At 64.2% G+C, this 13,566-nt stretch carries 13 protein-coding genes; 7 read left to right on the top strand and 6 right to left on the bottom strand.

Annotated features, from left to right (window positions below; translation table 11 throughout):
- The first annotated feature begins 130 nt into the window (after positions 1–130).
- Positions 131–1,777, top strand: a complete 1,647-nt coding sequence (locus AAG813_RS10645; protein ID WP_341914691.1) for an acyl-CoA synthetase — start codon at positions 131–133, stop codon at positions 1,775–1,777.
- A gap of 89 nt (positions 1,778–1,866) precedes the next feature.
- Entirely contained in the window at positions 1,867–2,763 is an 897-nt protein-coding gene (locus tag AAG813_RS10640; RefSeq protein ID WP_341914690.1) for a YihY/virulence factor BrkB family protein, read from the top strand.
- 136 nt (positions 2,764–2,899) lie between these two features.
- Here the strand turns inward: AAG813_RS10640 and AAG813_RS10635 are convergent, their stop codons facing one another.
- The 3 genes from AAG813_RS10635 to AAG813_RS10625 all read right to left on the bottom strand — a co-directional run bounded on the left by AAG813_RS10635 (position 2,900) and on the right by AAG813_RS10625 (position 6,916).
- Complete coding sequence (locus AAG813_RS10635; RefSeq protein WP_341914688.1) at positions 2,900–4,780, bottom strand: gamma-glutamyltransferase family protein; 1,881 nt, start codon at positions 4,778–4,780, stop codon at positions 2,900–2,902.
- 179 nt (positions 4,781–4,959) lie between these two features.
- Complete coding sequence (locus AAG813_RS10630) at positions 4,960–5,718, bottom strand: 3-hydroxyacyl-CoA dehydrogenase (RefSeq protein ID WP_096667860.1); 759 nt, start codon at positions 5,716–5,718, stop codon at positions 4,960–4,962.
- Between the two features lie 142 nt (positions 5,719–5,860).
- Complete coding sequence (locus AAG813_RS10625; RefSeq protein ID WP_341914684.1) at positions 5,861–6,916, bottom strand: extracellular solute-binding protein; 1,056 nt, start codon at positions 6,914–6,916, stop codon at positions 5,861–5,863.
- Positions 6,917–7,067: 151 nt separating this feature from the next.
- On the opposite strand from AAG813_RS10625, the gene AAG813_RS10620 reads away from it, so the two are divergent.
- Complete coding sequence (locus AAG813_RS10620; protein WP_341914853.1) at positions 7,068–7,925, top strand: patatin-like phospholipase family protein; 858 nt, start codon at positions 7,068–7,070, stop codon at positions 7,923–7,925.
- 274 nt (positions 7,926–8,199) lie between these two features.
- On the opposite strand, the gene phaP is transcribed toward AAG813_RS10620, so the two are convergent.
- The 3 genes from phaP to AAG813_RS10605 form a co-directional block, all read right to left on the bottom strand.
- Positions 8,200–8,742, bottom strand: a complete 543-nt coding sequence (gene phaP / locus AAG813_RS10615) for a TIGR01841 family phasin (RefSeq protein WP_293592351.1) — start codon at positions 8,740–8,742, stop codon at positions 8,200–8,202.
- 259 nt (positions 8,743–9,001) lie between these two features.
- Positions 9,002–10,132 (bottom strand): ABC transporter substrate-binding protein, encoded by a 1,131-nt coding sequence (locus tag AAG813_RS10610; RefSeq protein ID WP_341914681.1) that lies wholly within the window; start codon positions 10,130–10,132, stop codon positions 9,002–9,004.
- A 22-nt stretch (positions 10,133–10,154) separates the two neighbouring features.
- Complete coding sequence (locus tag AAG813_RS10605; protein WP_341914679.1) at positions 10,155–10,550, bottom strand: hypothetical protein; 396 nt, start codon at positions 10,548–10,550, stop codon at positions 10,155–10,157.
- 185 nt (positions 10,551–10,735) lie between these two features.
- Here AAG813_RS10605 and AAG813_RS10600 point away from each other — a divergent pair, with 185 nt between their 5' ends.
- From AAG813_RS10600 to AAG813_RS10585, 4 genes are all read left to right on the top strand, one after another.
- The gene (locus AAG813_RS10600) at positions 10,736–11,695 is read left to right on the top strand and encodes a histone deacetylase (protein ID WP_341914677.1); all 960 of its coding nucleotides are present in this window, start codon (positions 10,736–10,738) and stop codon (positions 11,693–11,695) included.
- A gap of 108 nt (positions 11,696–11,803) precedes the next feature.
- On the top strand, positions 11,804–12,250 hold the full coding sequence (locus tag AAG813_RS10595; RefSeq protein WP_341914675.1) for a thioesterase family protein: 447 nt from the start codon (positions 11,804–11,806) through the stop codon (positions 12,248–12,250).
- A gap of 41 nt (positions 12,251–12,291) precedes the next feature.
- Complete coding sequence (locus tag AAG813_RS10590; RefSeq protein ID WP_341914851.1) at positions 12,292–12,948, top strand: nitroreductase; 657 nt, start codon at positions 12,292–12,294, stop codon at positions 12,946–12,948.
- A 234-nt stretch (positions 12,949–13,182) separates the two neighbouring features.
- Positions 13,183–13,527 (top strand): FKBP-type peptidyl-prolyl cis-trans isomerase, encoded by a 345-nt coding sequence (locus AAG813_RS10585; RefSeq protein ID WP_096667870.1) that lies wholly within the window; start codon positions 13,183–13,185, stop codon positions 13,525–13,527.
- The last annotated feature ends 39 nt before the right edge of the window (positions 13,528–13,566 follow it).

Below are 13,566 nucleotides of genomic sequence, written 5' to 3'. Positions count from 1 at the left end.
CCCGCTGCCCGCCGGCCCCCGGCGACCTGCAGCGCAGCGGGCGATGGCCTCGATGTGAGGCGGGTCAAGGCCGGGCGCCGGCGTGCGGCTACCATGGCTGCACAGACCGCCCAACCCCGAGGAGACTTTGATGCCCAGCATTTTTGACCAGGACCTGCCCCGCAACGAGGCGAATTACGCCGCGCTGTCGCCGCTGGCCTTCATTGAGCGCACCGCCGAGGTCTACCCGGACCGGCTGGCGGTGGTGCATGGCGGCCTGCGCCGCAGCTGGGCCGAGGTCTTCACGCGCTGCCGGCAACTGGCCAGTGCGCTGCAGCGGCATGGCATTGGCAAGGGCGACACGGTGGCCGTGATGCTGCCCAACACCCCGCCCATGGTGGAGGCGCATTTCGGCATTCCAGTGACCGGGGCGGTGCTCAATGCACTCAACACCCGGCTCGACCCCGAAACCATTGCCTTCATGCTGGACCATGGCGAGGCGAAGGTGCTCATCGTCGATTCCGAGTTCGCCGGTGTCATGAAAAAGGCGCTGGCCCTGCGCCAGTCGAGTGCGCCTCTGCTGGTCATCGACGTGGAAGATGTGCTGTACACCGGGCCGGTCGAACACATCGGCAGCATCGGTTACGACGAGTTCCTGGCCAGTGGTGACGCCGCATTTGCCTGGCGCCAGCCCGACGACGAATGGGACGCGATTGCGCTGAACTACACCAGCGGCACCACCGGCAACCCCAAGGGCGTGGTCTATCACCATCGCGGCGCGGCGCTCAACGCGGTGTCCAACATCCTCGAGTGGGACATGCCCAAACACGCGGTCTACCTGTGGACGCTGCCGATGTTTCACTGCAACGGCTGGTGTTTCCCCTGGACGGTGGCGGCGCGCGCCGGGGTCAATGTCTGTCTGCGCCGGGTCGAGCCGCAGGCGATTTTCGACGCGATCCGCCAGCACGGCGTGACGCACTACTGTGGCGCGCCCATCGTGCACGGCCTGCTGGTCAACTCGCCGGCCAGCATGAAGCAGGGCCTGCCGCGCGGCGTCAAGGCCATGGTGGCTGGCGCGGCACCGCCGGCGTCCATGATCGAGGGCATGGAAGCGCTGGGGTTTGATCTGACCCATGTCTACGGCCTGACCGAGGTCTACGGCCCGGCCACGGTGTGCGCCGCGCAGGACGGCTGGGAAAAACTCGACATCGGCGAGCGCGCCCGCCTCAACGCGCGCCAGGGCGTGCGTTACCACCTGGAGCGTGATGTGCGCGTTCTCGATTCGCAGACCCTGCAACCGGTGCCGCAAGACGGCGAGACCATGGGCGAGATCATGTTCCGGGGCAACATCGCGATGAAGGGCTATCTCAAAAATCCCAAGGCGACCGAAGAGGCTTTTGCCGGGGGCTGGTTCCACAGCGGCGATCTGGCCGTGATGTATCCCGACGGCTACATCAAGATCAAGGACCGCAGCAAGGACGTGATCATCTCCGGCGGCGAAAACATCTCCTCGATCGAGGTGGAAGACGTGTTGTACCGCCACCCCGACGTGCTGGCCGCTGCCGTGGTGGCCAAGCCCGACGAGCGCTGGGGCGAAACCCCGTGCGCCTTTGTCGAGCTCAAGGCCGGGGCGACGGCGACCAAGGAGGACATCGTGGCGCACTGCAAGAAACACCTGGCCGGCTTCAAGGTGCCGCGCGCGGTGGTGTTCGGCGAACTGCCCAAGACCAGCACCGGCAAGATCCAGAAGTTCGAGCTGCGCAAGCTGGCCGGTTCGGCGGCCGCGATCGATGTATGAGACCAGGCGAGTGCGCTATCAAAAAAGTAGCTGCTTGCGGACGTCTGGCAAGGGCTTGAGGCCTATTTGATGTTGAACAGGCAGCTGTCATGACTCCGGGACCCCAGGCCGCTTATGTGATCCGGCACCCCGGCGCCTTTGCGCTGCGCGTGTTGCTCGGCTTTCGCGCCAACCAGGGCCTGCTGCTGGCGGGCGCGGTGGCGTATTACGCCTTGCTGTCGATTGTTCCGCTGCTGATCCTGATGGCGATTGCGCTGTCGCATGTGATTGACCAGTCGGCGCTGCTCGAGGCGCTGGGCCGCTACATCGGCTGGCTGGCGCCGGGCCAGTCCGACTTCATCGTCGGCGAGCTGGAAAACTTTCTCGCCCATCGCGAGCTCATGGGTTGGGTGCTGCTGGCCACCATGCTGTTTTTCAGCTCGCTGGCCTTCACCGTGCTGGAAAACGCGATGTCGGTGATCTTCCTGCACCGCGTGGCGATCCGGCGCCGCCATTTCCTGGTGTCCGCGTTGCTGCCTTACGCCTACATCCTGTGCCTGGGCATGGGCCTGCTGCTGGTGACGCTGGTCTCCGGCAGCTTCCAGGCCCTGGGGGACCAGAGCCTGGAGTTTCTGGGCTACAGCTGGTCGCTCAGCGGTTTCTCGGGGGCCTTGCTTTACCTGCTGGGACTGGCCGGCGAGATTTTTGTGCTGACCTCGGTTTACATGGTGATGCCGGTCGGCAAGCTCTCGCTGCGCCACGCGCTGCTGGGCGGCATCACGGCGGCGCTGCTGTGGGAAGTGACGCGCCATCTGCTGGTCTGGTACTTCGACACGCTGTCGCAGGTCGGCCTGGTGTACGGCTCGCTGACCACGGCCATCATCGTCCTGCTGAGCCTGGAACTGGCCGCCACGCTGCTGCTGCTGGGCGCGCAGGTGATTTCGGAATACGAACGCATAGGCACGAGCAAGCAGGACGCGCCGGCCGAGCCGATGCGGACCACTTAGGGCCGGTCAAGCCCGGAATGGTCATCCGGGACCAGGCTTGTCATCCCGGGCCCTGACCCGGGATCCATCTGCATCAACCACTGTCGCGTGTGTGCCGGCATGGATTGCGGATCAAGTCCGCAATGACATGGGGCCCTCAGTCCCCCATCACCACACCTTCACGGCGTGGATCGGCGCCGCCCAGCCAGAGCGGCTTGCCGTGCGCCTGGCCCCGGGCGATCGCCTGCAGGCCGCTGGTCATGGGCATCTCGCGCACTTCATGGCCGCGGGCTTTGAGCGCCTCGACGGTGGCCGGTGCAAAGCGTTTTTCTTCCAGCAGGGTTGGGCCGTTGAGCGAGCCAAAGTTGGGCAGGTTGATGGCCTGCTGCGGCATCTGGCCCCAGTTCAGCACGCCGTACAGCGTTTTGGCGGTGTAGTGGATGATCAGCGCGCCGCCCGGGCTGCCGCCGCTCATCACCAGTTGACCAGTGGCCTTGTCGAACACCAGCGTGGGCGCCATCGACGAACGTGGCCGCTTGCCCGGCTGCACGCGGTTGGCGACCGGCTTGCCTTCGGCATCGGTGGGCGCAAAGCTGAAATCGGTCAATTCGTTGTTCAGCAGGAAGCCGCGGACCATCTGGCGTGCACCAAAGGCGTCCTCGATGGTGGTGGTCATCGCAATCGCGTTGCCATACGCATCGACGATGCTGATGTGCGAGGTGCCGTATTCGGGCTGGTCGGCCATGGGCGCGTAGGCGCTTTTCATGCCGCCGGGCAGGCCAGGCTTGGCGACCTTCATGCTTTGCCCGCCGGGCTGCGCGGCAATCAGCTTGGCGCGTTCGGCCAGGTAGGCGGGGTCCAGCAGGCTCATCCAGTTGCCGCCTGGGGCCTGCACGAAGTCGGGATCGGCCAGGTACTGCGCGCGGTCGGCAAAGGCCAGGCGCGAGGCCTCGGTGTACAGGTGCAGCCAGTCGGCCGATGGCGTGGGCGCGGGGGTGGTGCCGTCGCCACCGGTGCCGGTGACCAGACCCAGCGTGGAGGCTGGGGTGTGGTTCAGGATGCCGAGGATCTGCCCGACCGCAATCGCGCCCGAACTGGGCGGCGGCATGCCGCAGATGCGGTAGTCGCGCGCCTGCGCCCGGTAGTCGTGGCAGATCGGCTCGCGTTTTTTGGCCTGGTAGCCGGCCAGGTCGGCCAGGCTCAGTTGGCCGGGGTTGGTCGGGTGGCTGCGCACCTTGGCCACGATGGCTTGGGCGACGTCTCCTTCGAGCAGGGCCTTGGAGCCACCGGCGGCGATCTTTCTCAAAACATCGGCGAGCGGCTGGTTGCGCAGCAGGCTGCCGGCGGCCAGCGGCTCGCCATTGGGCTGGTAAAAGTAGGCGGCGGCGACCGGGTCTTTTTTCAGGTGCTGCTCGGTTTTCAGCAGGGTGGCCAGGCGCGCGCTGACCTTGAAGCCGCCTTCGGCCAGCGTGATGGCCGGTACAAACAGCTGCGCCCAGGGCAGCTTGCCGTGCTGCCTGTGCGCCATCTCCAGCATGCGCACCGTGCCCGGCACGCCGACCGAACGGCCGCCAACCACGCCGTCGATGAAGGTCATGGGTTTGCCGTCGGCGCCGACAAAAAGTTTTTCATCAGCGGCCGCCGGTGCGGTTTCGCGGCCGTCAAAGGCCTCGACCTGGCTGCCGCGGGCATGCAGCAAAAACGCGCCGCCGCCTATGCCGCTCGATTGCGGCTCGACCAGCGTGAGCACCATCTGCACGGCAATCGCCGCGTCGATCGCCGAGCCACCGGCCTTGAGCACCTGGTAGCCGGCATCGGTGGCCAGCGGATTGGCCGCTGCAACGGCATAGGTCGCATTCGCCCAGCCAGGTTTTTCGGTGTAACCCGACCCACCTTCGGGTTGCGCCGGCACGCTGTAGGCAAAGGGCGGGGCGGTGGCGCAACCGGCCACGAGCAGGGCGGCGGCCAGGGCCAGGCCGGACAGTGGCGACAGGACAGCGTGGCGCCTGGACGTGAATGCGGGGGCGGCGGTTTTCATGGCTTCTCCGGTGAATGAGCCGCCATGGTAAACCCAGGCCCGGCCTGGCGCGTCGCCGGACGGGACCCTGCGGACGCACGCAACAAAAAAGCCGATCTGGCTGGTTTTCCAGTCAAATCGGCCTTCAGCCCAGAAGGGGCGGGCGCTGGCAGCTACCAATACGATAGCGCGCAGGGAGCTTAGCGCGGTGCCAGGCGGATCGCGCCGTCCAGGCGGATCACTTCGCCGTTGAGCATGTCGTTTTCAAAGATGTGCTGCGCGAGCTTGGCGTAATCCTGCGGCGTGCCCAGGCGGCTGGGAAAGGGCACGGAGGCGGCCAGCGAGTCCTGCACTTCCTTGGGCATGCCGAACATCATGGGCGTGCCGAAGATGCCGGGGGCAATCGTCATGTTGCGGATGCCGTTGCGCGCCAGGTCGCGCGCGATCGGCAAGGTCATGCCGACAATGCCGCCCTTGGAGGCGCTGTAGGCGGCCTGGCCGATCTGGCCGTCATAGGCCGCGACGGAAGCGGTGGAGATCAGCACGCCGCGCTCGCCGGTGGCTTCGGGTTCGTTCTTGCACATCGCGTCCGCGGCCAGGCGGATCATGTTGAAGCTGCCGATCAGGTTGACCGTGATGGTCTTGCTGAACACGCCGAGGTTGTGTGCGCCGTTTTTGCCGACGGTTTTTTCGGCCGGTGCAATGCCGGCGCAGTTGACCAGGCCCATCAGCTTGCCCATGGACACGGCCTTGGCGACCACGGCCTGGCCGTCGGCTTCCTGGCTCACGTCGCACTTGACGAAGGCGCCGCCGATGTCTTTCGCAATGGCTTCGCCTTTTTCAACCTGCATGTCGGCAATCACGACCTTGCCGCCCTTGGCCGCCAGCATGCGTGCCGTGCCTTCGCCGAGACCCGATGCGCCACCGGTGACGATGAATACTTTGCCTGCGATGTCCATGAGATGTTCCTTGGGGAAATGATGAGGGGAGGGTGTTGCGGAGTTGACGTTAACGTCAACGTCAATGGCAATTATCACGCATAAAAATCACCCATAAAAAAGCCCGGCGAACCGGGCTTTTCTTTCCTGACGACGGGCCGGCTTACTTGTAGCCGACGCGGTCCAGCATCTGCTGCACCTTCACCTGGTTGGCGCCGACGGTGCTGATCGGGATGGTTTCGGACTTGAAGCTGCCGCCCGACATGGCCTGCAGGGCCGCATTGCTGACCTTCACGCCGGCGACGGCGGGCCACTCGTTGTTGCCGTTGGCAAAGTAGTTCTGCGCCTCGGGGCTGGCCAGGTACTCCATGAATTTCACCGCATTGGCGCTGTTCTTGGCGTTTTTGGCGACGGCTGCACCGGCGATGTTCACATGGGTGCCCCAGGACTGCTGGTTGGGAAACACCACGCCGACCTTGTCGGCGATGGCCTTGTCTTCCGGCGCGGAAGACCGCAGGATGCGCGCGAGGTAGTAGCTGTTGGTGATCGCGATGCCGCATTCGCCGCTCGCCACGCCCTTGATCTGGTCGGTGTCGCCGCCCTTGGGCGGGCGGGCCATGTTGGCCACCATGCCCTTGAGCCATTCTTCGGCCCTGGCGGCGCCCAGGTGCTCGGTCACTGCGCCGAACAGCGACAGGTTGTAGGGGTGCGAGCCCGAGCGGGTGCACAGCAGGCCCTTGTTTTTCGGATCGGCGAGTTCCTCGTAGGTGTCAACGTCGGACTTCTTGACCTTGAGCTTGTCGTAAACGATGACACGGGCACGGGTGGAAAAACCGAACCAGGTCGTGCCTTCGGGTGTGGCCTGGGCGCGTAGCTGCGCCGGAATCGCCTTTTCCAGCAGCGGCGACTTGATCGGCTGGAACAGGCCTTCGCTGTCGCCTTTGGCCAGCCGCGCTGCATCCACCAGCAGAATCACGTCGGCCGGGGAGGCTGCACCTTCAGCCTTGAGCCGCGCGAGGATGCCGGCATCGTCCGCGTCCACGCGGTTGATCCGGATGCCGGTGGTTTTGGTGAAATTGCTGTAAAGCGCCTCATCGGTCTGGTAGTGGCGGGCAGAATACAGGTTGACCACCTGTTCCTGCGCGCTGACGCCGCCTGCGCCGCCCAACAGGGTGGCAGCCACGGCCAGGGTGGCCAGAATCGGGGATTTTTTCAACATGGTGCGAGCTGTGAAGGTTGGAATGGAAGTTAGTGTAATACAAACGCGAATTATTCTCAATAGCTTTTCTGAAGCGCGCACGGTTGTGCAATCGGCGGCCGCTGCGCTGGGGCGCGGGGCTGCACTGGCGGCCGCCGCGGTCGGGCTGGCGATGCTGGCCGGTTGCGCCAGCCTGCCGGCGGGTCCGGCTAGCACGGTGCTCGAGGCCCCGGCCCAGCGCGCGCCGCGGATCGGCCTGGCGCTGGGCGGCGGGGCGGCGCGCGGTTTTGCCCATGTGGGCGTGATTGCGGTGCTGGAAGAAGCCGGTATCCGGCCTTCCGTGGTGGTCGGCACCTCGGCCGGCAGCCTGGTCGCCGCGCTCTATGCCAGCGGCAAAAGCAGTGCGCAGCTGCAGCAGACGGCGCTGAACATGGAAGAGGTCGCGATCACCGACTGGATGCTGCCGATTTTCGGCCGCGGCATGTTTCGCGGCGAGGCCCTGAGTCGTTATGTGAACGATCTGGTGGCGGGACGGCTGATGGAAAACATGGCCATTCCGCTGGGCATCGTGGCGACGGACCTGGGCAGCGGCCAGCCGGTGCTGTTCCAGCGCGGCGACACCGGCATGGCGGTGCGCGCATCGAGTGCCGTGCCGGCGGTGTTTGTGCCGGTCAAAATCAATGGCCGCGAGTATGTGGACGGCGGCCTGGTCTCGCCGGTGCCGGTGCGTTTTGCGCGGCAGATGGGCGCCGAGTTGGTGATTGCCGTCGACATCTCCAACCCGCCCGAAGCCAACACGGCGGACGGCACGCTGCAGATCCTGCTGCAGACCTTTGCCATCATGGGCAAAAGCATCAACCAGTACGAGTTGAAGGATGCCGATGTGGTGGTGCAGCCGTCTCAGGTCGGCCTGAAAAGCGCCGACTTCTCGGCCCGCCAACGTGCCATCGATGCGGGAAAGGTGGCGATGCGGGCGGCCCTGCCGGCACTCCGGGCCAAGCTGGACACCCTGCGCACGGCAGCGCGCTAACGCACTGTTCAACGCTCCGTTTTTGATAGCTGCCTGCGCAAGGCAGGCAAGGGCTCAAGGTCTTTTTGACCAAAAAAAAAGCCCGATCTTGCGATCAGGCTTTGAAGGGGTCCGTGAAACTGAATTTCTGGAAGGACCCGAGGAGACAACCGGCTGGAACTTGCGCTCCGATACTTGTTTAACGGCAGCAAGCTCCGGAATCTACAGGGTTTGAGTTTCTCAAACCCGGCCTGAATCAGCTGGCGGTTCGGCCCGCCAATTCAAGCCTTGGTTATTAACGCTTTTTGGAAGCGGTCTTGGTGGCGTTCACGGCAGTGTTGGTCACTGCGGTGAGGTTGGCTTCGGCCATGTCGCTGGCTTGCTTGACGGCTTTCTGGACCGACTCGAAAGCATTGGTGGCAGCAGCCACGGCGCTTTTCATCACGGCCACAGCGGACTCGGAACCGGCCGGTGCGTTTTTGGCGGCGCTGTCAACCAGGCCCATGAACTTGGCTTGCGCTTCAGCAGCCTGGCCTTCGAAGGCCTTGCCGACTTCAGCACCGGTGCCGGTGGCGATGTCGTACAGGTGGCGGCTGTAGGCGGCTGTTTTTTCAGCCAGGGGCTGCATCAGGCTCGCTTGCAGGGCCAGCAGTTCCTGGGCGTCTTTGGCGCCGAGCAGGGTCTGGGTGTGGTTGGCGGTTTCAGCCAGGGCAGCTTTGGAAGCCTGGACATTGAGTTCCACCAGTTTCTCGACGCCTTCGAAAGCCTTGCTGGTCAGACCAAACAGGGTTTCGACGGTTGCTTTGTGGGAAGCCATGATTTGTTCAGCGGTCAACATATTTAAATCTCCAAGAGGTGGGTTAAGAATTCAAGTAGTTGCGCTGCCGGACAATCTGCTGTTGGGCTTGTCTTGTCGATTGCTGCACTGCAACATAACTGAAGTATAAGGACTGGGTGCACGATTGCAAGCGGTTTTTGCTGCAGTGCACCATTTTAGAGGTCAAGCTCTAGCGTCCGCCCTGTCGAGGAGTGGGCGGGGGGCGCCTGCGGGAGGGGCAGACGCTGTCAGGGGCAGAGGGGCTGGCACCCCCGCCCGATCAGTAGCGCAGCTGGCCTTCGTTGTCGATGATGGCCATCTCCACGTAAGTGGACCCGTTGTGCGATTGCGGCGAGTACTTCGCCACGAAACGGCCGATGCTGATGTCGCCGGCGCCCTCCATGGCCTTGATGAACGCGTCCGTGTTCAGTTGCCGGCCGGCCCTGCGCAGACCCTCGACCAGCAGTTTGGCGTGGACAAATCCCTCGAACTGCGAGGCCGAGGGGCGCGCTTCCGGCGATTTCTCGCGCAGGAGCTTCAGGTACTCGGCCACCGCAGGGATGGTCGTGTTGCGCAGCGACGGCATGATCTGGGTCAGGATGATCCCGCGCGCATCTTGCTTGAGTTCGCGGTTGATCACGTCCACGCTCGCGACGGAAAAACCGTAGAAGCCGGGCTTGGCGCCGGTCTGCTGGACCGCCTTGACGTAATTGGGGAAGGTGGCTCCCGCGGTGGCAACGATGACCGCCTGGGGCTTGGCCTGTTCTGTGGCCGCGGCGGCGGCCTTGAAGTCGGGTTTGGCGGGGTCGCCCTTGATTTCAGCTACGAAGCTGATGTTTTCCGCGCTCGCGGCCAGGCGCAACTCGGATTGCAGCGTTTTGCCGAGGCCGTCTTCCTGGTAAAACACGGCGATGCGCGAGATGCCGGTTTGCTTGAGCTGGGAAATAATGCGTCGCGCTTCATTGGCATAACTCGCGCGTACGTGAAAGAGGTAGGGATTGACCTTTTCCCTGAACGCGGACGCACCCGTCACCGGCCCGAAGGCAATGGTCCGGGTTTCCTGCAGCAGTGGCAAGATCGCGCCGGTCTGCGCTGTGCCTGTGCTGTGGAAGATCATGAACACGCCGTCTTCTTCGATCAGCTTGCGGGTGTTGTCCACGGCGCGCTTGACGTCAAAAGCATCATCGAGCGTGGTGTAGCTGATCTTGCGGCCGTGCACGCCTCCGTCAGCATTGACCGCGTCGAAGTACAGGCGCGAACCCACGCCGTATTCCTTGGTCTGTGCCCCCAGTGGACCGCTGAGAACGGCCGACGCGCCCAGTCGTATTTCTGTAGGCGTCACGCCCTTGTCGCCTGCAATCGCCTGGGCGCTTGCAAACACCATCAATGCCATGAATGTTGAACGAAACATGTGGTTCTCCCTTAAAAACTTGTTATTTGAGGTTGGTGAAGCTTTCGCGAAGCTCCCTTGCCTGCCTGGATCCCGTGCCTGAACCGGCTTGATGGGCCAGACCTGAGGCCAGGCCCTTTGGCAATAGGTCGCGGAACATGCCGGTGATGAGCCGCAGCTCCTCGCCCGCGCGGGCCTCCCCCTGGTCGCTTGCCAGGGCTTTCATGAGCTCGCTGCGCAGGTCCCACATACGCTGCGCGTCACTTGCGAGCCTGATACGGGTTTTCAGGCCCAGGAATCTGCTGTCACCGCATGTATCCAGAGTCGCCAGCATGACTTCGCGTACCTGCTCTACCTTGGCCTCCCGGACAGGGCTTGGCAGCAGGCGAGCCCGAAAGCCTTCCATGCAGACAGCCAGGGTGGATGCGAGCCAGGACATTTTTCGCTCCTCGATGTGGTTGACAGGAGGGATCTCCCGGGGAAAAGAACCGTCGATGTAGTTGTTTTGTGTAAATATGGTTATCAACTGTAGTTATTATTTATAACAAACTCAAGGCCGGAAACGCCATTTGCCCTAGGAGTTACCCTTGGCGTTCCGGAACTTTTTCCTGTTTCTTGGCCGTCATGCAAGCTTTCTATGCTGATCACTTTGTCCTGCCCTTGCCGGCCGGGCACCGCTTCCCGATGGCGAAATACCAGCGCCTGCGCGACCGCGTGGCGGGTGAGTTGCCGCAGGTGCGTTTGAGCGTGGCGCCGCGGGCCAGCGACGGCGAGCTGGCGCTGGCGCATACACCGGCCTACATTCAGGCCGTGGCCGAGGGCGCGCTGGATGCGGCGCTGATGCGCGAGATCGGATTTCCCTGGAGCACAGAGATGGTCGAGCGTTCACGGCGGTCGGTGGGCGCCACGGTGGCGGCGGCGCGTGCTGCCCTGGGGCTGCAGGGCCGTGCCGAAGGCGTGGCCGCCAACATGGCGGGCGGCACCCACCACGCTTCGGCAGGCAAGGGTGGGGGTTTTTGTGTGTTCAACGATGCGGCGGTCGCGGCCCGCCAGATGCAGATGGAATGGGCACGTCGCCAGCACACGCCGCTTCGGGTGGCGGTCATCGACCTGGATGTGCACCAGGGCAACGGGACGGCCAGCATTTTCAGAAACGATCCGGGTGTTTTTACGCTGTCGCTGCATGGGCAGAAAAATTTCCCCTTTCGCAAGGAGGCGAGCGACCTCGACGTGGACCTGCCGGACGGCTGCACCGATGCGCCCTACCTGCAGGCGCTGGAGCACGCGCTCGACGAGCTGGAACGGCGCTTCGAGCCTGGCCTGGTGATCTACCTGGCGGGCGCCGACCCGTTCGAAGGGGACCGGCTGGGACGGCTCAAGCTCAGCTATGACGGCCTGGAGGCCAGGGACCGGCGCGTGTTTGACTGGGCCTGGCAGCGCCGTATTCCGCTGGCCTTCGCCATGGCCGGCGGTTACGGCACCAACATCGACGAGACGGTACAGGTGCAGATGAACACCTACCGCGTGGCACTCGAGTACTGGAACCGCTGGAAGATGGCCCCCACGGTCGCTCACTGCGTGTAGCTTCCTTCCCCCCCAAGGGGGCCGCTGCGCCTGCGGGCTGGCGAAGCCGGACCCGCGGCCCCGGCTCGACGGAAGAATGCCGCTGGTCTGCTGGCAAAATAGCTCTCCATGACGTCCCCGACACGCCCCCAAGCCGAACCCCGTAGCGCTTACAAGGTCTTCCGTCCGATCGGCACACGCTGGTCCGACAACGATGTGTACGGCCATGTCAACAACGTCGTGTATTACAGCTGGTTCGACACCGCGGTCAACGGCTACCTGATCGAGCGCGGCGCCATCGACATCCATGCCGGCGCCGTGATCGGCCTGGTCATCGAGACGCAGTGCAATTATTTTGCGCCCCTGTCCTTTCCCGACCCGGTGCTCGCCGGCATCCGCGTGGCGCACGTGGGTTCGTCCAGCGTGCGTTACGAGGTCGGGCTGTTCCCTGGTCAAGATGACGCCGCCCTGTGCGCCGCCAGGGGGCATTTCATCCATGTGTATGTGGACCGGCACACCCGCCGGCCCGTGCCGCTGCCGCCGCAACTGTTGACCACCCTGGAGACCCTGAAGTGACCGAACCCCTCAATGCTGTGGATGCAGCCATCCACAGCCGCATGTCCGTGCGCGCCTTCCTGCCAAAAGCCGTGCCGCGCGAAACGCTCGAACAACTGCTGGCGATCGCCAGCCGCGCGCCCTCGGGCACCAACACCCAGCCGTGGAAGGTGTACGTGCTGCAGGGCGGCAGCCGCGACAGCCTGGTCGGCAAGGTCTGCGCCGCTCACGACGCCATCCGCGCCAATCCGGAGCTGGCGACGCAGTACAAGGAGGAGTACGACTACTACCCGGAAAAGTGGGTCTCGCCCTACATCGACCGGCGCCGCGAAAACGGCTGGGGCCTTTACGGCCTGCTCGGCATCGGCAAGGGTGACAAGGACAAGATGCATGCGCAGCACCAGCGCAATTACCAATTTTTCGACGCACCGTTGGGCCTGATGTTCACGCTGGACCGCGTCATGGGCCGCGGCAGCCTGGTGGACTACGGCATGTTCATGCAGAACATCATGGTGGCAGCGCGCGGCCATGGCCTGCATACCTGTCCGCAGGCGGCCTGGAACGGTTTTGCCAAAATCATCCTGCCGCACATCGGCGCCGGCGACGACGAAATGCTGGTCTGCGGCATGGCGCTGGGGTACGCCGACGAGTCCGCGCTGGTCAACACCTTCCGCACGCCGCGTGTCGGCGTCGAGGCCTTCACGACCTGGCTGGATTGAATAGCCCCCACGGTCGCTCACTTCGTGTCGCTTCCTGCCCCCCGAGGGGGCCGCTGCGCCTGCGGACGGGCGAAGCCAGATCCGCGGCCCCAGCTTGGATCGGAATGGCTCCACGCTTGCCACCGCACGTCGCTCGACAGTGTCCTGAACCCGCCTCCGGGCTGTCACTTGCGGGTAAAGTCAGGGGTTGGTGCCAAACAGCGTAGTTTCCATTTTTTTACAGAAAGAATCCCCATGAACACCACTCCCTCCGGCCTGCAGTACGAAGACACCGTGTTGGGCACCGGCGCGATCGCCAAGGCTGGCCAGAACGTCAAGGTGCATTACACCGGCTGGCTCTACAACGACGGCGTGCAGGGCGCCAAGTTCGACTCCAGCAAGGACCGCGGCCAGCCTTTCGAGTTTTCGCTCGGCGCCGGCCAGGTCATCAAGGGCTGGGATGAAGGTGTGCAGGGCATGTCAGTGGGCGGCACGCGCCGTCTCGTCATTCCGGCCGAGCTCGGTTACGGTGCCCGCGGCGCCGGTGGCGTGATCCCGCCGAACGCCACACTGCTGTTCGAAGTCGATTTCCTGGGTTAAGTATTCTGTGATTCCACGCGGCCTGGGCACTTCCAGAAA

The sequence above is a fragment of the Polaromonas sp. YR568 genome (genome assembly GCF_943371715.1).
GTDB lineage: Bacteria > Pseudomonadota > Gammaproteobacteria > Burkholderiales > Burkholderiaceae_C > Polaromonas.
The sequence above is the reverse complement of the archived record's forward strand: the minus strand, read 5'-3'. Positions and strand labels throughout refer to the sequence as shown.